At 65.9% G+C, this 18,959-nt stretch carries 17 protein-coding genes and 1 pseudogene; 11 read left to right on the top strand and 7 right to left on the bottom strand.

Going from position 1 to position 18,959, the window contains the following annotated elements:
• Positions 1 to 54: 54 nt before the first annotated feature.
• The 3 genes from ACX40P_RS08330 to ACX40P_RS08320 are packed head-to-tail and all read left to right on the top strand — an operon-like array spanning position 55 to position 2,224.
• The gene (locus tag ACX40P_RS08330) at positions 55 to 1,203 is read left to right on the top strand and encodes a bifunctional 2-C-methyl-D-erythritol 4-phosphate cytidylyltransferase/2-C-methyl-D-erythritol 2,4-cyclodiphosphate synthase (RefSeq protein ID WP_459125846.1); all 1,149 of its coding nucleotides are present in this window, start codon (positions 55 to 57) and stop codon (positions 1,201 to 1,203) included.
• A complete protein-coding gene (locus ACX40P_RS08325) occupies positions 1,200 to 1,709 on the top strand; it encodes a hypothetical protein (RefSeq protein ID WP_459125845.1) in 510 nt (169 codons plus the stop codon). Before ACX40P_RS08330 ends, ACX40P_RS08325 begins: the two co-directional genes overlap by 4 nt.
• Positions 1,706 to 2,224 (top strand): CinA family protein, encoded by a 519-nt coding sequence (locus ACX40P_RS08320; protein WP_459125844.1) that lies wholly within the window; start codon positions 1,706 to 1,708, stop codon positions 2,222 to 2,224. Before ACX40P_RS08325 ends, ACX40P_RS08320 begins: the two co-directional genes overlap by 4 nt.
• Here ACX40P_RS08320 and ACX40P_RS08315 read toward each other — a convergent pair.
• Together ACX40P_RS08315 and lipA are read right to left on the bottom strand one after the other, a co-directional pair.
• Positions 2,179 to 2,646, bottom strand: coding sequence for a type II toxin-antitoxin system RatA family toxin (locus ACX40P_RS08315; protein ID WP_459125843.1), 468 nt, complete (start codon positions 2,644 to 2,646; stop codon positions 2,179 to 2,181). The genes ACX40P_RS08320 and ACX40P_RS08315 overlap by 46 nt on opposite strands.
• On the bottom strand, positions 2,639 to 3,589 hold the full coding sequence (gene lipA / locus ACX40P_RS08310; RefSeq protein ID WP_459125842.1) for a lipoyl synthase: 951 nt from the start codon (positions 3,587 to 3,589) through the stop codon (positions 2,639 to 2,641). Before lipA ends, ACX40P_RS08315 begins: the two co-directional genes overlap by 8 nt.
• Before the next feature lie 118 nt (positions 3,590 to 3,707).
• Here lipA and ACX40P_RS08305 point away from each other — a divergent pair, with 118 nt between their 5' ends.
• Complete coding sequence (locus ACX40P_RS08305) at positions 3,708 to 4,337, top strand: carbonic anhydrase (RefSeq protein WP_459125841.1); 630 nt, start codon at positions 3,708 to 3,710, stop codon at positions 4,335 to 4,337.
• A 42-nt stretch (positions 4,338 to 4,379) separates the two neighbouring features.
• Here the strand turns inward: ACX40P_RS08305 and ACX40P_RS08300 are convergent, their stop codons facing one another.
• The 5 genes from ACX40P_RS08300 to carA form a co-directional block, all read right to left on the bottom strand.
• Entirely contained in the window at positions 4,380 to 5,021 is a 642-nt protein-coding gene (locus ACX40P_RS08300; RefSeq protein WP_459125840.1) for a rhomboid family intramembrane serine protease, read from the bottom strand.
• 19 nt (positions 5,022 to 5,040) lie between these two features.
• The gene (gene greA / locus ACX40P_RS08295) at positions 5,041 to 5,517 is read right to left on the bottom strand and encodes a transcription elongation factor GreA (RefSeq protein WP_459125839.1); all 477 of its coding nucleotides are present in this window, start codon (positions 5,515 to 5,517) and stop codon (positions 5,041 to 5,043) included.
• 78 nt (positions 5,518 to 5,595) lie between these two features.
• Positions 5,596 to 8,928, bottom strand: a complete 3,333-nt coding sequence (carB, locus tag ACX40P_RS08290; RefSeq protein WP_459125838.1) for a carbamoyl-phosphate synthase large subunit — start codon at positions 8,926 to 8,928, stop codon at positions 5,596 to 5,598.
• Positions 8,928 to 9,428, bottom strand: coding sequence for a DUF6680 family protein (locus ACX40P_RS08285; protein ID WP_459125837.1), 501 nt, complete (start codon positions 9,426 to 9,428; stop codon positions 8,928 to 8,930). Before ACX40P_RS08285 ends, carB begins: the two co-directional genes overlap by 1 nt.
• A complete protein-coding gene (gene carA, locus ACX40P_RS08280) occupies positions 9,425 to 10,597 on the bottom strand; it encodes a glutamine-hydrolyzing carbamoyl-phosphate synthase small subunit (protein WP_459125836.1) in 1,173 nt (390 codons plus the stop codon). Before carA ends, ACX40P_RS08285 begins: the two co-directional genes overlap by 4 nt.
• A 97-nt stretch (positions 10,598 to 10,694) precedes the next feature.
• On the opposite strand from carA, the gene ACX40P_RS08275 reads away from it, so the two are divergent.
• The 7 genes and pseudogenes from ACX40P_RS08275 (at position 10,695) to ACX40P_RS08245 (ending at position 18,955) form a co-directional block, all read left to right on the top strand.
• Entirely contained in the window at positions 10,695 to 11,162 is a 468-nt protein-coding gene (locus tag ACX40P_RS08275; RefSeq protein ID WP_459125835.1) for a GatB/YqeY domain-containing protein, read from the top strand.
• 200 nt (positions 11,163 to 11,362) lie between these two features.
• Entirely contained in the window at positions 11,363 to 13,171 is a 1,809-nt protein-coding gene (dnaG, locus tag ACX40P_RS08270; RefSeq protein WP_459125834.1) for a DNA primase, read from the top strand.
• 143 nt (positions 13,172 to 13,314) lie between these two features.
• Positions 13,315 to 15,345: an RNA polymerase sigma factor RpoD gene (rpoD, locus tag ACX40P_RS08265; RefSeq protein ID WP_459125833.1), complete on the top strand. Its 2,031-nt coding sequence runs from the start codon at positions 13,315 to 13,317 to the stop codon at positions 15,343 to 15,345.
• A gap of 335 nt (positions 15,346 to 15,680) precedes the next feature.
• Positions 15,681 to 16,358 (top strand): DUF6975 family protein, encoded by a 678-nt coding sequence (locus ACX40P_RS08260; RefSeq protein WP_459125832.1) that lies wholly within the window; start codon positions 15,681 to 15,683, stop codon positions 16,356 to 16,358.
• 38 nt (positions 16,359 to 16,396) lie between these two features.
• A complete protein-coding gene (locus ACX40P_RS08255) occupies positions 16,397 to 17,242 on the top strand; it encodes an AAA family ATPase (RefSeq protein ID WP_459125831.1) in 846 nt (281 codons plus the stop codon).
• A 104-nt stretch (positions 17,243 to 17,346) separates the two neighbouring features.
• A pseudogene (locus tag ACX40P_RS08250) lies at positions 17,347 to 17,475 on the top strand (DUF817 family protein); the annotation flags it as partial.
• Between the two features lie 109 nt (positions 17,476 to 17,584).
• Complete coding sequence (locus ACX40P_RS08245) at positions 17,585 to 18,955, top strand: hypothetical protein (RefSeq protein ID WP_459125830.1); 1,371 nt, start codon at positions 17,585 to 17,587, stop codon at positions 18,953 to 18,955.
• Positions 18,956 to 18,959: the final 4 nt, after the last annotated feature.

The raw sequence follows: 18,959 nt of genomic DNA, 5'->3' as shown, positions 1-18,959 counted from the left end.
CCGCGTCGATGGGCAAGGCTGGCGGGCGGCACCGCGCTGCGCTAGGCGGGAGGGATGACGCGCCCCACCACCGTCGCCATCATCGTCGCCGCCGGCAAGGGCGAGCGCATCGGCGGTGACGTGCCGAAGCAGTTCGCCCCCGTCGGCGGTCGTCCGCTGGTCGCGCACAGCGTCGCCGCCTTCCGCGCGCATCCCGGTATCGACGAGGTGCTCGTAGTGACCGGTGCCGGGCAGGAAGCGCTGCTGCATGCCGCGGTCGGCGAGGTTGCTTCGACGACCGGCGGCGCGACGCGCCGCGATTCGGTGCGTGCGGGCCTCGATGCGGTGACGGCGGACCGCGTGCTGATCCACGACGCCGCCCGCCCCGGCCTCCACGCCGCCGTCATAGACCGCCTTCTCGCCGCCTTGGACGAGGCGCCCGGAGCCGTGCCGGTGCTGGCGGTTGCCGACACGCTGGCGCACGGTGCCGAGGCGCTGGGCGAGACGGTCGACCGGACCGGGCTGGTCCGGGTGCAGACCCCGCAGGCGTTCGACCGGGCGGCGCTGATCGCCGCGCACGACGCCTGGCCAGCGGACCGCGAGGCGACCGACGATGCGCAGGTGCTGCGCGAGGCGGGCGGGCGCGTGGCTTTGGTCGAAGGAGACCCGATGCTCGACAAGGTGACCCATCCCGCCGATCTCGCCGCCGCCGATGCGCGGCTGACGCCGCCGCTCGTCTCGCGCAGCGCGAGCGGATACGACGTCCACCGGCTGGAGGCGGGCGAGGAATTGTGGCTGGGCGGCGTGCTGATCCCGCACGACCGCGGCCTGTCGGGCCACAGCGACGCCGACGTCGCGCTGCACGCCATCACCGATGCGCTGCTCGGCACGATCGCCGCCGGCGATATCGGCACGCATTTCCCACCCAGCGACATGCAATGGAAGGGTGCGGCCTCCGACCGCTTCCTCGCCCATGCCGCGACGCTGGTGCGCGACGCCCGCGGCATCATCGATTTCGTCGACCTGACGCTGATCTGCGAGGCGCCGAAGATCGGCCCGCACCGCGCCGCCATGCAGGCGCGCATCGCCGGCATCCTCGGCCTGTCGCCCGCGCAGGTCAGCATCAAGGCGACCACCAGCGAGCGGCTGGGCTTCACCGGCCGCGGCGAAGGCATCGCCGCACAGGCCATCGCAACGATCCGCGTACCCGGAGCATCATCATGAAGAGCCTCTGCCTGACTGCCGCCGCCGCCGCCCTGCTCGTCACCCAGGGTGCCGCCGCGCAGACCTGCGTCCCGCAGCGGGAGGCGGAGGCGCTGTTCCTCGTCCTCGCGCCCACCGCCGTGACCAGCGTTGCGCAGAAATGCGCGCCGACGCTGACGGCCGGAGCCTATCTGCCCCGGGCTGCGCCCCGTCTCTCGGCAAAATTCGCGGGAGAGGCCGACGCCGCCTGGCCGCAGGCGCGCGCCGCGATCGCGAAGATCGGCGGAGCCGACGTCACGCCGATGCTCGACAGCGAACTCGGCCGGCCGATGCTGACCGCGATGATCGGGCAGATGGTCGCCAAAGAGGTAAAGCCGACCGACTGCGCCGCGATCGATCGTGTCCTGTCGCTGCTCGATCCGCTGCCGGCGCGCAACACCGTGTCGCTGCTCGTCGTGCTGGCAGAGCTGGCGGGGCGCAATCGCAAGACGGGCAGCTTCTCGATCTGCCCTGCCACCACGCGATGAGCGAGCATCGCGATACCCTGTTGCCCGACGCGCTGGTCGCGCTGGCGCGGCGCGTGGTGCACGAGAATCGGGCGTCCGGCCGCCACATCTCCGTAGCCGAAAGCTGCACCGGCGGCCTCGTCGCCGCGGCGATCACCGAGATCCCCGGCGCATCCGACGTGCTGCACGGCAGCTTCGTCGTCTATGCCAACGAGGCGAAAACCGCGCTACTGCGCGTCAGCGGCGATGTGATCGAGACGTTTGGCGCGGTGTCCGTCGCGACCGCGTGGCAGATGGCGCAGGGTGCGCTGAGCAAGAGCGGCGCCGACGTCGCGGTCGCCATCACCGGCATCGCCGGACCCGGCGGCGGCAGCGCGCACAAGCCGGTCGGCACCGTCGTCTTCGCCCGCGCGGTGCGCGGCGCCGATCCGGATCATGTCGTCGCGGACACCCGCGCCTTCGGCGACTTGGGCCGTGGCGGCATCCGCCTTCAGGCGGCGCTCTGCGCGCTCGAACTGCTGCTGCCCGACCCGTAGAGCACGCGCGCGCGATCCTCGAACGCGCCGATCATCTTGCGCAGCGCGCGGTCGAAGACCTGTCCTGCCAGCATCTCGAACATCCGGTTGCGGAACGCGAAGTCGACGCGGAAATCGACCTCGCAGCCCCCTGCCCCGTCGCTGCGGAACGTCCAGTCGTTGGTCAGATGCGCCAGCGGCCCGTCGACGTAATCGACGCGGATCGCGGTCGGCCGCGTCTTCTGCACGCGCGAGGTGAAGGTCTCGCGCAGCCCCTTGAACCCGACGATCATGTCGGCGACCATCTCCGTGGCGCTGTCCGACCGCACCCGGATCGCGCTCACCCATGGCAGGAACTCGGCATAGGCCCGCACGTCGGCGACCAGATCGAACATCTGCTCGGGGCTGTAGGGCAGCCGCCGCGTCTCGGCGTGCCTAGGCACGCACGGTCTCTCTGGCGCGACCCAGCTTCGCGTCACGTGCGTCCCGCATCTTCGCGAAATCGTCGCCGGCATGATAGCTGGATCGCGTGAGCGGCGAGGATGCGACCAGCAGGAAGCCCTTCGCCCGCCCGATCGCGGCATAGGCGTCGAACGCCGCGGGGGTCACGAAATCGATCACCTTGGCATGACGCGGCGTCGGCTGCAGATACTGGCCCATCGTCATGAAATCGATGTCGGCGCTACGCATGTCGTCCATCACCTGATGGACCTCCAGCCGCTGCTCGCCCAGCCCCAGCATGATGCCCGACTTGGTGAAGATCGACGGATCGAGCTTCTTGACCGACTCCAGCAGGCGGAGCGACGCATAATAGCGCGCACCCGGCCGGATCGTCGGGTACAGCCGCGGCACCGTCTCCAGATTGTGGTTGTACACATCCGGTCGAGCCGCGACGATCGCGTCGACCGCCGCCTCGTGCTTGTTGCGGAAATCCGGGGTCAGGATCTCGATCGTCGTCGTCGGGTTGGCGGCGCGGATCGCGTGGATCACCTTCACGAACTGGCTCGCCCCGCCGTCCGGCAGGTCGTCGCGATCGACCGAGGTCACGACGATGTGGTTCAGCCCCATCGCCGCCGCGGCGTCGGCGACGTTGTTCGGCTCCATCGGGTCGACCTTGCGCGGCATCCCCGTCTTCACGTTGCAGAAGGCGCAGGCGCGGGTGCAGGTGTCGCCCAGGATCATGACGGTCGCATGCTTCTTCGACCAGCATTCGCCGATGTTGGGGCAGGCCGCTTCCTCGCACACCGTCGTCAGGCTTTTCGAGCGCATCAGCGCACGCGTCGCGGCGAAGCCGGCGGAGGTCGGCGCCTTCACGCGGATCCAGTCGGGCTTGCGCTGGCGGCCCTCGGGGGCGGCGGGCTGGGCGATCGGCGACAGGTCGTTCATGGGAGGCAAATAGCCAGCGTCCGCTCTGTAAACAATGGTTGCGGCGGCTAATCCGTGCTGGAACGGCTCATCGGCTCATGTTTTACCGTCCGTGCAATCCCGATTTCGAAAGGACGACATGACCCATTTCTCCAACCTGATCGACGGCTACTACAAATTCCGCGGCGGCGAATGGCTTGAGGAGCGCGAGCGCTGGGGCGAACTGGCGAGCGGTCAGTCGCCCAAGGTGATGATTATCGCCTGCTCCGACAGCCGGGTCGACCCCGCCACCATCTTCGGCTCGCGCCCGGGCGAAGTGTTCGTCGTGCGCAATGTCGCCGCGCTAGTGCCGCCGTTCGACAGTTCGGGCGGCCTGCACGGCGTGTCGGCCGCGCTGGAATTCGCGGTGACGAAGCTGAAGGTCGAGGAGATCGTCGTGCTCGGCCACGGCGCCTGCGGCGGCGTCAACGCGGCGCTGACCAAGAGCCTCAAGGATGCGCCCCCGGGCGAAGGCGGGTTTGTCGCCGAATGGATCGGCCTGCTGGACGAGGCGCGTGACCGCGTCGCCGATGAATTCGGCACCGGCGACAAAGGCCAGGAAAAGCTGGAGCAGGAAGGCGTCCGCGTCTCGATCGAGAACCTGAAGACCTTCCCCTTCGTGCAGAAGGGGCTGGAGGACGGCACTTTGCTGATCCACGGCGCCGTCTTCGCGATCGCCGATGGCAAGCTGCGCATCATCGACGAAGACGACAAGTTCAGCGCCGCCTAACTGTTGTATCGGCTCCGCGATCGCGCCGGCGGTCGCGGAGCTTCAGGCGTGCCGCCAGTTCCACATCAGCAGCGGGCGGCACAGCACCAGTCCGGCGATGAACCCGCCGACATGCGCCGCTGCGGCGATCGGCGTGCCCGACCGCGCGCTCAAGAAGCCGACCGCGAGGTTCAGCACCGTCCACGCCGCGAGCAGCCACAGCACATGCACCAGCCAAGCCGGCACCGGCCCCAGATCGCGCGCGCGATTGCGGCCGTAGAGCAACGAATAGGCACCGACGATCGCCGATACCGCGCCGCTCGCGCCGATCATCGGCACCTCCGCCTCGGGCGACGCGAGATACTGCGCCGCGCAGGCCGCATAGGCGCCGAGCACGTACAGCACGATCAGCCCGCGCGTACCCAGCGCCTTCTCCGCCGCCTTGCCGCAATAAAGGAAGGTGACGAGATTGAAGCCGAGATGCAGGATGCCGCCGTGGATCAGCGCCGACGACAACGGCGTGAGGGCGAGCGGCAGGAAGCCGGTTTGGCCCGGCGCGAGGCCATAGGTGACCCGCGCCGGAATGAAGCCGGCGTGATACGACCACAGCCCGTCATAGCCGCTGAACGTGACGATCAGGCTGACGACGACGGTCAGGACCGCGATGGCGGCGGTCGCCGGGGCGGTCCTGAAGATGCTGGTCATGATGTCCGCCGTAGAGGGGTCAGATGAACTCGATCTTGCTGACGACGTAGTAGCGATCGCCCGCCGGCACCGACACCTCGATCTCGTCGTCGACGCTGCGCCCGATCAGCGCGCGACCGAGTGGCGAGTTGTAGCTGATCCGGCCGGTCCGGGCATCGGCCTCGGTTTGGCCGACGATCTGGTAGGTCACCGGCTTGTCGGCATCGTCGAGCAGCGTGACAGTCGCGCCGAACACGATCTTGTCGCCCGACAGGTCCTTCGGATCGATGATCTGCGCGCGGGACAGCTTGTCCTCGATGTCGGAGATCGACGCCTCGACCTGGCCCTGCCGCTCCTTGGCGGCGTGATATTCCGCGTTCTCCGAAAGATCGCCGTGCGCACGCGCTTCCTCGATCGCGTCGACGATGGTCGGGCGTTCGGTCTTCAGCCGTTTCAGATCGGCGTGGAGCTTCTCATAGCCCTCAGCCAGCATCGGCATCTTCTCGACCGTCGCCATTACGCTTTCCTTCAACGCCCCTTCCCCAAGCGCCTCTCCCTGACGAGGCGCCCGCACATCAACCGAACTGTCGGGGGATCAATTGTGCGACTGCGAATAATAGGATTGCAAGGGGCGTACTTCAAGGGACGTGGTCGCCAGCGCCGCAATCGAGCGTGACGCCGCCACCGCCGCCGATGCGGTCGTGAAGTACGGCACCTTGTGCGCCAGCGCCGATTTGCGGATTTCCTGGCTGTCCTTCAGCGACTGCCACCCCTCCGTCGTGTTGAACACCAGCGCGACGTCGCCGTCGACGATCCGGTCGACGATGTTCGGCCGTCCCTGCGCCACCTTCAACACCGGTTCGACCGCGACGCCGTTGGCCAGCAGATAGTCCGCCGTGCCACCGGTCGCGACGATGGTGAAGCCCTGTTCGGCGAGGATGCGGACGCCCGGCAGGATGACGGCCTTGTCGCTGTCCTTGACGCTGACGAACACGGTGCCCGACGACGGCAGGACGGTGCCCGCGCCCAGTTGCGCCTTGGCGAAGGCGATCGTGAAATCGCGATCGATTCCCATCACTTCACCGGTAGACTTCATCTCGGGCGACAGCACCGGATCGACGCCGGGGAAGCGATTGAACGGGAACACCGCCTCCTTCACCGCGACATGGCCGATCGCGCGGTCGATGCCCGGCAGGTCGGCCAGCTTCTCGCCCGCCATCACCCGCGCCGCGATCTTGGCGACCGGCGCGCCGATCGCCTTGGCGACGAACGGCACCGTGCGACTGGCGCGCGGATTGACCTCGATCAGATAGACGACGTCGTCCTTCACCGCGAACTGGATGTTCATCAGCCCGACGACCGACAGCGCGTGCGCCAGCGCGATCGTCTGGCGCTCGATCTCCGCCACGGTCTCGGCGGACAGGCTGTAGGGTGGCAGCGCGCAGGCGCTGTCGCCCGAATGGACGCCGGCCTCCTCGATATGCTGCATCACGCCCGCGACGACGACATCGGTGCCGTCGCAGATCGCGTCGACATCGACCTCCACCGCATCGCGCAGATAGCTGTCGATCAGCACCGGCGATTCGCCCGACACCTGCACCGCGGTCTGGATATAGTCGTCGAGCTGCGCCGGCCCGTCGACCACCTCCATCGCGCGACCGCCGAGCACATAGCTCGGGCGCATCAGCACGGGATAGCCGATCCGCTCGGCCACCGCGATCGCCTCGTCGCGGCTGCGCGCGATGCCGTTGGCGGGCTGGGTCAGCCCCAGCTTCGCGATCAGCGCCGCAAAGCGCTCGCGGTCCTCGGCCAGATCGATCGCGTCCGGGCTGGTGCCGAGGATCGGGATCCCCGCCTCCTCCAGCGCCTTGGCGAGGTTGAGCGGCGTCTGCCCGCCGAACTGCACGATCACGCCGACGAGCTCGCCCTTCGACGCCTCGACATGCAGGATCTCCAGCACGTCCTCGGCGGTCAGCGGCTCGAAATACAACCGGTCGGACGTGTCGTAGTCGGTGCTCACCGTCTCCGGATTGCAGTTGACCATGATCGTCTCGTAACCCGCATCCGCGAGCGCGAAGCAGGCATGGCAGCAGCAGTAATCGAACTCGATCCCCTGCCCGATCCGGTTCGGCCCGCCGCCTAAAATGACGATCTTGCGCCGCTCGCTCGGCGCGCTCTCGCACTCGGGCTCGCCGAAGCTCGGCGCCTCGTAGGTCGAGTACATATACGGCGTCTTCGCGTCGAACTCCGCCGCGCAGGTATCGATGCGCTTGAAGACCGGACGCACGCCCAGGCGATGCCGCAGCTCGCGCACCTCGCCTTCCGTCACCCCGCCGGTCATCGCGACGACGACGTCGTGGATCAGCCCAGACCCGCGCGCGATGCCGCGCGTCATGCCGCGCAGATTGGCGGACTGGAGCGCCAGCCAGGCGAGGCGCTTGTCGCTGAAGCCCATCGACTTCAGCTTACGCATGCCCGGCGCCTCGATCGGCAGGCCGTTGGTGCAGACCTCCTGCTCGGCCGCGACGATCTCGGCGATGCGTTCGAGGAACCACGGGTCGAACTTGGCGATCGCGTGAATCTCGGCGACCGTGAAGCCCTCGCGCAGCGCCTGCGCCGCGACCAGCAGCCGGTCGGGCGTGGCGATCGCCAGCGCCGCCTCGATCTCCGCGCGCGGACGCCCGGCGAGGCGATCGACGGTGTTGAAGCCCGACAGCCCCGTCTCCAGCCCGCGCAACGCCTTCTGCAGCGATTCGTGAATGTTGCGGCCGATCGCCATGACTTCGCCGACCGACTTCATCGCGGTGCCGAGCACGGCATCCGCGCCCTTGAACTTCTCGAAGGCGAAGCGCGGGATCTTCGTCACGACATAGTCGATCGTCGGTTCGAAGCTGGCCGGCGTCGCGCCGGTGATGTCGTTGGTGATCTCGTCGAGCGTATAGCCGACCGCCAGCTTCGCCGCGACCTTGGCGATCGGGAAGCCGGTGGCCTTCGACGCCAGCGCCGACGAACGGCTGACGCGCGGGTTCATCTCGATGACGATCAGGCGGCCGTCCTTCGGATTGACCGCGAACTGGACGTTGGAACCGCCTGTTTCGACACCGATTTCGCGCAGGCAAGCGATGCTTGCGTTGCGCATGATCTGATATTCCTTGTCGGTCAGCGTCAGCGCCGGCGCGACGGTGATGGAATCGCCGGTATGGACGCCCATCGGATCGATGTTCTCGATCGAGCAGACGATGATGGCGTTGTCGGCGCGGTCGCGCACGACCTCCATCTCATACTCCTTCCACCCGATCAGCGATTCCTCGATCAGCACCTCGGTGGTCGGCGACGCGTCCAGACCCTTGCGGACGATCTCCAGGAATTCCTCGCGGTTATAGGCGATGCCGCCGCCCGTCCCGCCCATGGTGAAGCTCGGGCGGATGATCGCCGGCAGGCCGGTCTTCGCCAGCCCCTCCAGCGCCTCGGCCTCCGAATGCGCGATCGCGGAGCGGGCCGATTCCAGCCCGATCTTCGACATCGCGTCCTTGAACTTCAACCGGTCCTCGGCCTTGTCGATCGCCTCGGCATCCGCGCCGATCATCTCGACGCCGTACTTCGCCAGCGTGCCGTCGTTGAACAGCGCCAGCGCGGTGTTGAGCGCGGTCTGCCCGCCCATCGTCGGCAGGACCGCGTCGGGACGCTCCTTTTCGATGATCTTCGCCACGATCTCGGGCGTGATCGGCTCGATATAGGTCGCGTCGGCCAGATCGGGATCGGTCATGATCGTCGCCGGGTTCGAATTGACCAGCACGATGCGATACCCGTCCTCGCGCAGCGCCTTGATCGCCTGCGTGCCCGAATAATCGAACTCGCACGCCTGACCGATGACGATCGGCCCCGCGCCGATAACGAGGATCGAGGAGATGTCGGTGCGTTTGGGCATTATCGTTCGGCTTCCGGGCTCTGCGGGGATTGGCTTTCAAGGGCAGCGGCTATTCTTTGCCAAGCTCTCCAACCATCTAGCATCAAGTTATCGCGTTCAATAAAGCCCTGCGCCGCATATGCGGTGGTTTGAATTTCGGTTTCCGGAAGCCTATACCCGAGATGTTTAGCCATTTCGAAAATAAGCTTGGTTTGGTTTGCCATAACCTGATTAAGGTGAACCTGAACATTCTCCGCCGACACTTGATACCGAATTGCGTCGATATAAGTCCGATGCGCAGCCATGACAGCAGGCACACCATTAAAATCAATGGGTATCATGTTGATTGCGGTCGAATACGCTGGATCGGCCGGCAAGTGGCGCACGCTAACCATCATGCGGAAAGTTGTAGTCCTTTGGTCTTTTGTGTTTTTGCGGCGCTCAGCAAATATTTGAACGAGCACCGCGAAAATAGGGCCAACGAGGATCGCAATCAGCGTGATAACCTCAAAGTTCGTCATTGCAGTGCACCAACAAACCGCTCGAACAGATAAAAACTATCCTGCGGCCCCGGACTAGCCTCGGGATGATACTGCACGCTGAACGCCGGCCGATCCATCAACTCCAGCCCCGCATTCGACCCGTCGAATAGCGACACATGCGTCTCGCGCACGCCCTCCGGCAGGCTTTCGCGCTCGACCGCGAAGCCGTGGTTCATGCTGGTGATCTCGACCGCGCCATCGCTGAGCCGCTTGACCGGGTGGTTGGCGCCGCGGTGGCCCTGAAACATCTTGGTGGTGCGCGCGCCGACCGCGAGGCCGAGCAGCTGGTGGCCGAGGCAGATGCCGAACAGTGGCTTGCCCGTCTCCAGCAACTGCCGGATCACCGGCACGGCATACTCGCCGGTCGCGGCGGGGTCGCCGGGGCCGTTCGACAGGAAGATGCCGTCGGGCTGCAACGCCATGATCTCGTCATAGGTCGCGGCGGCGGGGACCACGGACACCTTCGCGCCGGCCTGAACCAGATTGCGGAAGATGTTGTGCTTGCTGCCGTAATCGATCGCGACGACGTGGGGCCGCTCGCCCTCCGCTGCGCCGTCATAGCCGAAGCCCAGCCGCCAGACGCCGCCCGCGCGATCCTCGCCCCAGCCGCCATGCGTCTCGCGCGTCACGCTCTTGGCGAGGTCCATACCCTCCAGCCCCGGCCATTCGCGCGCCATCTGGAGCAGCAACGGCACGTCGAACGCGCCATCGGCCGAATGCGCAATCACGCCGTTGGGCGCCCCGCCGACCCGGATGCGCCGCGTCAGCGCGCGGGTGTCGATGCCCGACAGGCCGATGCGCGCATGCGTCTTCATCCAGTGGTCGAGATGCTCGGCCGAACGGAAGTTCGACGGCTCGGTCACGTCCTCGCGTACGATCATGCCGAGCGCATGGGGATTGTCCGCCTCCACGTCGTCGGGGTTCGCGCCGACGTTGCCGATGTGGGGGAAGGTGAAGCAGATCATCTGGCCCGCGAACGACGGGTCGGTCATGATCTCCTGATAACCGGTCATCGCGGTGTGGAAGCAGACTTCACCCACCGCCTGCCCCTCGGCGCCGAAACCACGGCCCCACACCACCTCGCCACTCGCGAGAACGAGGACACCCGTGGCGCCAGCAGGCACGGCAAAGGGATCGGCGTCGGCCATGTCGGGCGGGCACTCCAGTCAGAATTGCGGCGATGTCGCTAAGCCGCGGCAGCTAGACCCCCTCCCCACATCCGTCAACCGCCGCTATGGGGGCGATATGATCAGAGACGATATCAAAGCCGCCCAGATCGCCGCCATGAAGGCCGGCGACAAGGAAGCCCGAGGAGCCATCAGCTTGATGCAGGCCGCGATCAAGAATCGCGACATCGAGGCACGCGCTCCCCAGTCGCGGGAGGGCAAGGCGCCGGACAGCGACGACGCGCTGGTCGTCGAAGTCCTGCAAAAGATGGTCAAGCAGCGTCGCGAATCGATCGACATGTACGAAAAGGGTGGCCGCCCCGAACTCGCCGCCGCCGAGGCCGCCGAGGTCGCGGTGATCGAACGCTTCCTGCCGCAGGTGCTGACCGAGGACGAGACGAAGGCCGCGATCGAGGCGATCAAGACCGACCTTGGGGCGACCGGCATGAAAGACATGGGCCGCGTGATGGCCGAGCTGAAATCGCGCCACGCCGCCAACCTCGACATGGCGAAGGCCAGCGGTCTGGTGAAGGCGGCGCTCGCCTGAACCGGAACCCCGCTTCCGGTTGGGAGCGTTCCGGTGAATCACCCGCTCTCGCGATGTGAATAGCAGCTGCGGGGGCGGATCGATCGCTCCGCTTGCAGGATGTTCCGCGTACCCGAGGGGGAGCGCGGAACATCAAGAAAGCGACGAGCCGGGGCGCCTTGTCTCTCGCCATTTTTCCGCATTTGTGCTAACGGCGCCGCGTGAGCTTGAGTCCGGCCTTCCTCGACGAGCTGCGTCACCGGACTTCGCTGTCGGGCCTTATTGGCAAGACGACGAAGCTTCAGCGCGCCGGCAAGGAATTCCGCGCCTGCTGCCCCTTCCACAACGAGAAGTCGCCGTCGTTTTACGTGAACGATGACAAGGGCTTCTACCATTGTTTCGGCTGCGGCGCGCACGGCGACGCGATCCGCTGGCTGACCGAGAACCGCGGCCTGCCGTTCATGGATGCGGTCAAGGAACTGGCCCAGACCGCCGGGCTGGAGATGCCAGCGCAGGACCGCGCCTCCGCCGCCAAGGCCGAGCGCGCGAAGGGCTTGCACGAGGCGATGGCCGACGCCGCGACCTGGTTCGCCGACCAGCTGCAGGGCATCGCCGGCGCCGAAGCCCGCGCCGTCCTCGCCAAACGCGGCATCGATGCAGAGACGGCCCGCAGCTTCGGCTTGGGTTACGCCCCCGACTCGCGCGGTAAGCTCAAGGACGCGCTCAAGAGCTACGGCGACCCGATGCTGGTCGAGGCCGGGCTGCTGATCGCCGTCGACGGCAAGGCGCCCTACGATCGCTTCCGCGGTCGGCTGATAATCCCGATCCGCGATCCGCGCGGACGGCCGATCGCCTTCGGCGGCCGGATCATCGGAGAAGGCGAGCCCAAGTATTTGAATTCGCCGGAGACGCCGCTCTTCGACAAGGGGCGCACGCTCTACAATCTCGACCGCGCGCTCCCTGCAGCGCGCAAGACCGGCCGCGTCATTGCGGTCGAGGGCTACATGGACGTTATCGCCTTGGCGCAGGCCGGGTTCGACGAGGTGGTTGCACCTCTCGGTACGGCATTAACAGAACATCAGATTGATCGGTTGTGGCGGGTGTCAGGGACGCCGTTACTTTGTTTTGACGGCGATGCAGCGGGACAGCGCGCTGCGTTTCGCGCAGCTATGCGATTGCTTCCGATGATTGCGCCCAGAAAGTCCGCCCGCTTCGTTATGCTGACGAATGGACAAGACCCGGATGATATTGTGCGCGAAGGAGGACGTGCGGCGTTTGACGAGCATCTTTCCAGCGCGCGCGACCTGCACGATTTCATCTGGAACTACGAACTTGCGCAGCTTGGAAGCACGCCTACCCCCGATGACACTGCATCGCTATTCGATCGACTACAAGAACATGCGAATAAGATAGTCCACAAAATACTTCGCGAACAGTATTTGCAAGCATTCCGTGATAGATTCTACGCTTTGTTCGGCCCCGCCGCCCGTCGCTTTACAGTCGTCGGAAAGGCTATCGAAAAAGCTGTCCGGGATATGCGTGCCAGCCTAGACTACAAGTTTCGTAGAGCCGTTCTTCTAGGTCTTATGATGCATACGTCGATGCTACGGGAAGAGTGGGAACTGGTCGATCAGTTGCCACTAGCAAATCACAAAGCGCTTCGTGATTGGCGTGATAGAATCCTTGAAGTGGCTTCATACCGTTCCGACCTCGATGAAAACTCGCTTAGCGAGGCGCTGGAACACGCTCAACTACCAGAAATACGAAAGCGTGATATTCAGTATGATCTCGCTTTTACGTTTTTCCACAGAGATTGGGTGCCGGATGAAGCGCGTCGGGACCTCAAGAAAGTTATGGAACTTTTGATTGAAGAGTCCGAGGTGGCCCGAGCGACGGCTGCGGCTGAGGCGGCATGCAAGGCCGATTTCAACGACGCGACGGTCACGCGCTTGCAACTTGTAAAAGGCGAAGCCCAGCGGATCCACGCGCGACTTATGGATTGGCAGGACCGGCTGTCTGAAGCTGCTTGATCCTGCTAAGGGCGCTCCCATATCGGATTATAATTGAGTTGGAATGACGCTCCAGGCGGCCCCACCGGGCTGGGTCTGAGAGTCGCGTATTGATAGTTTCGCGCGATAGCAGGATAGGCATCCGCGATTTCCGAGGGACATTGATGGCCAAGGCGAATACTGCGGACGCGGACGTGGCGGAAACCGGCGACGCGCCGCTGATCGACCTGAACGAAGGGTCGCTCAAGAAGCTCGTCGCGCGGGCGAAGAAGCGCGGCTACATCACCTATGACCAGCTGAACGAGATGCTGCCGCAGGACCAGATGTCCAGCGAGCAGATCGAGGACGTGATGGCCGCGCTCAACGACATGGGCGTCAACGTCGTCGAGAACGAGGAAGCCGGCGAGGATACCGAGACCGAGGAGGAAACGACCGACGAGGCCGAGGCCTCCGACGACGGCACCGATGGCAGCCAGACGTTCGAGGTCGCGAAGAAGAAGGAAACCGTCGACCGGACCGACGACCCCGTGCGCATGTACCTGCGCGAGATGGGGGCGGTCGAGCTGCTGAGCCGCGAGGGCGAGATCGCCATCGCCAAGCGGATCGAGGCCGGTCGCGACACGATGATCCTGGGCCTGTGCGAATCGCCGATCACGTTCAACGCGATCATCGGCTGGTCCACCGCGCTCAACGAGGGCACGATGCAGCTGCGCGAGATCCTCGATCTCGACGCGATGCTGAGCAAGGGGCCGTCCGCCGAGCAGGTCGAGGGCGCCGAGGACGACGATTCGGGCGAGATCAGCGAGAAGACCGCGGGCACGAGCTTCAAGGAAGAGGAAGAGCCCGAGGAGGCCTCCGCCGACGGCGACGAGGACGACATGACCGAGCGTCGTGCGCCCCGCCCCTCCGACGACGAGGATGAGGACAACACGCTCAGCCTCGCGCAGATGGAGGAGACGCTCAAGCCGCAGGCGCTCGAGAAGTTCGCCAACATCACCGCGCTTTACAAGAAATTCTCGAAGGTGCAGGAATCGCGTCTCGGCGCGATGAGCGCGGGCGGCGAGTTGTCCGCGTCCGACGAGCGCAAGTATCACAAGCTGCGCGAGGAGCTGACTGCCGAGGTCGAGAGCGTCCAGTTCCATCAGGCGAAGATCGAATTCCTCGTCGATCAGCTCTACAGCTTCAACCGCCGCCTGACCGCGCTCGGTGGCCAGATGCTGCGTCTGGCCGAGCGTCACAAGGTGCCGCGCAAGAGCTTCCTCGACGCCTATGTCGATCACGAGCTCGACGAGAATTTCCTGAGTGCGAACGCCAAGACCGACAAGAAATGGGCGGCGTTCGCGGCGAACGAGGGCGCGGCGGTCGACCGCATCCGCACCGAGATCAGCGAGATCGCGCAGCAGACCGGCATGGCGCTCGGTGAGTTCCGCCGCATCGTCAACATGGTGCAGAAGGGCGAGCGTGAGGCGCGCATCGCCAAGAAGGAAATGGTCGAGGCGAACCTGCGCCTCGTTATCTCGATCGCCAAGAAATATACCAACCGTGGCCTGCAATTCCTTGATCTTATTCAGGAAGGCAACATCGGCCTGATGAAGGCGGTGGACAAGTTCGAGTATCGCCGCGGCTATAAGTTCAGCACTTATGCGACGTGGTGGATCCGTCAGGCGATCACCCGCTCGATCGCCGATCAGGCGCGCACGATCCGTATCCCGGTCCACATGATCGAGACGATCAACAAGCTGGTGCGTACCAGCCGCCAGTTCCTGCACGAGCAGGGCCGCGAACCGACTCCGGAGGAGATGGCCGAGCGTCTCTCCATGCCGCTGGAGAAGGTGCGCAAGGTGATGAAGATCGCCAAGGAGCCGATCTCCCTCGAAACGCCGATCGGCGACGAGGAGGATTCGCATCTGGGCGATTTCATTGAGGATAAGAATGCGGTCATCCCGGTCGACGCCGCGATCCAGGCGAACCTGAAGGAAACCGTCACCCGCGTCCTTGCCAGCCTCACGCCGCGTGAAGAGCGCGTGCTACGCATGCGTTTCGGCATCGGCATGAACACCGACCATACGCTGGAGGAGGTCGGCCAGCAGTTCTCGGTCACCCGCGAACGCATCCGTCAGATCGAGGCGAAGGCGCTGCGCAAGCTCAAGCACCCGAGCCGCAGCCGCAAGATGCGCAGCTTCCTCGACCAGTAAACGCTCTGCCGCCCCGGTTTCGACCGGGGCGGCCTCCGCGAAATCCCCCATTTTCCCCGGCGAAGTCCGGGATCCAGCGGCGGGCGACAGACGTAACTAGCGAACTCACTGGAACTGGAGCCCGGCCTTCCGGGGAGCAGGCCCACCTACGCGAAAATCTCATCACCTTATTGGCAATGCGCGAAGACCCTGTCCGACCGCCCCGAAACTCGGCCCGTCGCATTCGCACGTCATTCCCTCGGCACATAAACCCCCTCTTTACGACGTGACGCCTAGAGCATGGTCTCAGGCGTTTCCCGCCGCCCGTTCGGCGGCTTGTTCAGAGAGTACACCCGATGCCGATCTACGCTGTCCCGACAGGCGGATTGCCGGCCCGACACCAGCAGCGCGTTGCCGCGCTGGATGCGCTGGTGGCGACCGACGGGTCGGCGTCGCAGGCGTATGTCGCTGCGCTGATCGCCGGACGGCCGGCGCTGCGTGATCTGAACGACGCGGTGCATTGCCTGTGTATGCTGCACGGCCGCCACCCGGGCGTCGTCGATCACGCCACGACTCACGAGGCCGACGAAGCGGCCAAGACGTGGCTGGAAACCGTCGCGACAGCCTTCGCCGAGGAGCGCACCGCGCTGGTCGGGCTGGTCGCCGCCGCCGGCCCCCTGCCCTCCACGCCCGGTCAGGCGGAGAGCGAGGCGGCGATCGTCGCGCAGTGCCATGCGATGGACATGATCGGGCGGTCCGACCGCGCCGGCTGTGCGCTCGGCGCAGCACTCGCGCTGGCGCTCGACTGGCAGGTGATCCGCCCCGTACTCGACACGCTGGCCGAGCGGCTGGGCCGCCCGCTGCCCCCGCTCGACCTGCCCGATGTCATTGCCGGCATCACCACCGCCGTTCCCGATGACGCGCCCGCCGGCTTCGACCGCGCACTGCTGTTCGGCGCGCAGCAGGTGCTGGCCCAGCATCGCGCGCTCTGGCAGTTGCTGGAGGCTCGGGCGAAGGCGCGCGACGCGATCTGACGCTTGGCGCTTTCCCGGCGACCGGCTAGTCGTCGCCGATGCGTTTCGAAGGCACCCGCGATTATGTGGCGACCGACGACCTGAAGGTCGCCGTGAACGCCGCCGTCACCCTCCGCCGCCCGCTGCTCGTCAAGGGCGAGCCCGGCACCGGCAAGACCGTCCTGGCGCAGGAGATCGCGAAGGCGGTCGGCGCGCCGCTGATCGAATGGAACGTCAAATCGACGACGAAGGCGCAGCAGGGCCTCTACGAATATGACGCGGTCGCCCGCTTGCGCGACGGCCAGCTGGGCGACGAACGCGTCCACGACATCGCCAACTACATCCGCCGCGGCAAGCTGTGGGAAGCATTCACCGCGCCGCAGCTACCCGTCCTGCTGATCGACGAGATCGACAAGGCCGACATCGAATTCCCGAACGACCTGCTGCAGGAACTCGATCGGATGGAGTTCCACGTCTACGAGACGAAGGAGACCGTGAAGGCCGTCGAGCGGCCGATCGTCATCATCACCTCGAATAACGAGAAGGAGCTGCCCGACGCGTTCCTGCGCCGCTGCTTCTTCCACTATATCAAGTTTCCCGACCGTGAGACCATGCAGGCCATCGTCGACGTCCACTTCCCGCGCATCCAGCAGACGCTGGTCAGCCGGGCGATGGACATCTTCTACGAGCTACGCGAGGTACCCGGCCTCAAGAAAAAGCCGAGCACGTCCGAGCTGCTCGACTGGCTGAAGCTGCTGCTCGCCGAAGACATGCCGCTCGAGGTGTTGCAAAACCGCGATCCGACCAAGGCGATACCGCCGCTGCACGGTGCGCTGCTGAAGAACGAGCAGGACGTGATGCTGTTCGAGCGGCTTGCCTTCCTGGCGCGACGTCAGGGCCGCTGACCCTGCGTTCCCCGGTTGGCGCGACCCGGTTCGCGCGGATTCGCGCACGGCTGGAGGCGGCGCAGCCGACGCACGGCGCGCCTGCCGCCCTCTACGAATTCGCGCTGTTCGGCTGGCTGCTGGTCGCGCTGTTCATCTGGTTCGCGGAAAATATCGGCACCTTTACCCGCGCCTGGTCCTATCCGTCGCCGGGCGGCGGTTGGCACATGGTGTCGCCGGGGAAGCTCGGCGCCTGATATCTGCTGATGATCGTGTCGTTCGTGCTGGTGTCTCTGGTCCACCGTCCCCAGCCTCCCAACGCCGAGATAGCGCGGCGTTAACCACCGCCGTGCGATCGGATCGATGATGCGACGCCTGCGCCCGAGCCTCTTTCACCTAGCCCTCACCGGCATCGTACTGGCCGGTCTGACCCTGCGACTGCTGGCGGCACAGGGCGCGTTGTGGCTGGACGAGGCGTGGTCGGCGAGCTTCGCGCGCGACGTGGGTACGCCGCTTGGCGTGTTCACCGCGATCAACCACGACAATAATCACCATTTGAACACGCTGTGGCTGCAACTGGTCGGCTTCGATGCCGCGCCGGTCGTGCAGCGCGCGCTGTCTGTCGCGTGCGGGACCGCATCGATCGCCATAGCCGCCATGCTTGGGCGCGCGCGCCGTGCCGCGCTCGTCACCGCTGCGCTGTTCGCGCTGTCGCCAATACTCGTAGCTTATGGGAGCGAGGCGCGAGGCTATGCGCCGATGGTACTGGCGCTGCTGGCGCTGATCGCGACCGCCGATCGCTGGCTCGCGGACCCGTCGCGACCGTTCCCGGTGCTTGGCGTCATGGCGCTGTGCGTCATCGGCGTGCTCGCACAGATGACTTTCGTTTTCGCTATCCCAGCGGTGTTCGGCTGGATCACGTGGCGGGCTGCATTCGACCACGGCCCGCGATCCGCCGTCATGACGCTGATTCGGATCGCGACGCTTCCTTGCCTGACGGTAGCCGCGACGCTGACGGCGATCCTCTGGTGGCTACCGGGCGATGCCGGTTTCACCTTCGGTGCCTACACGCCGTTCAGCTGGAGCGAACTCGGGGCCGGCCTGAGCGACGTGACCGCCTTTACGCTGGGCCTGCCGCGGAGCGCGCTCATCTTCTTACTCCCTCTCGCGCTTGTCGCGGTCGGTCAGACGATCGATCGCGCACGCTGGCCGTTCTACCTGCTCGCAATCGTCGGCTTCCCCGCCGGTGTCGCGCTGCTCCACATCGGCAACGCCGGGATCGCTCGCTACTATCTGCTCTCCACCGTCGCCCTGCTGCTCCTGACCGCAGCGATCATCAGCCGGCGTCGCGTCGCCGGCACGCTGGCGTTCGTCGCGCTTTCGATAGCGATGCTCCACGCCGACATCGTCCTGATCCGCGACCGCCGCGCCGACCCCGGCCGCGCCATCGCAATGATCCTGAACGGCGACCCCGTCGTCACCCTCGACCGCCCCCGCGCTGAGGCCGTCATCGATAGCGCGGCCTCATCGCACGGGCGATCGATCCGCATCGCCGATTGCGCGCCCTGGCTGTTCGTCGACCGTGACGGCGACGAGCCCTTCCCGGCCCGGCCTGTCCGCTGCGGCTATGCCTATGCGCTGGCCGCGCAGGCGGACCCGGCGGGCATCTCCGGCACCCACTGGCGTCTGTACCGTCGCGAGCGGCGTTGCGCGGAGACGAAGCCGGCGCCATGACGCC

The sequence above is a fragment of the Sphingomonas sp. RS2018 genome (genome assembly GCF_054489605.1).
This window is presented reverse-complemented; position numbering and strand designations above follow the sequence as displayed.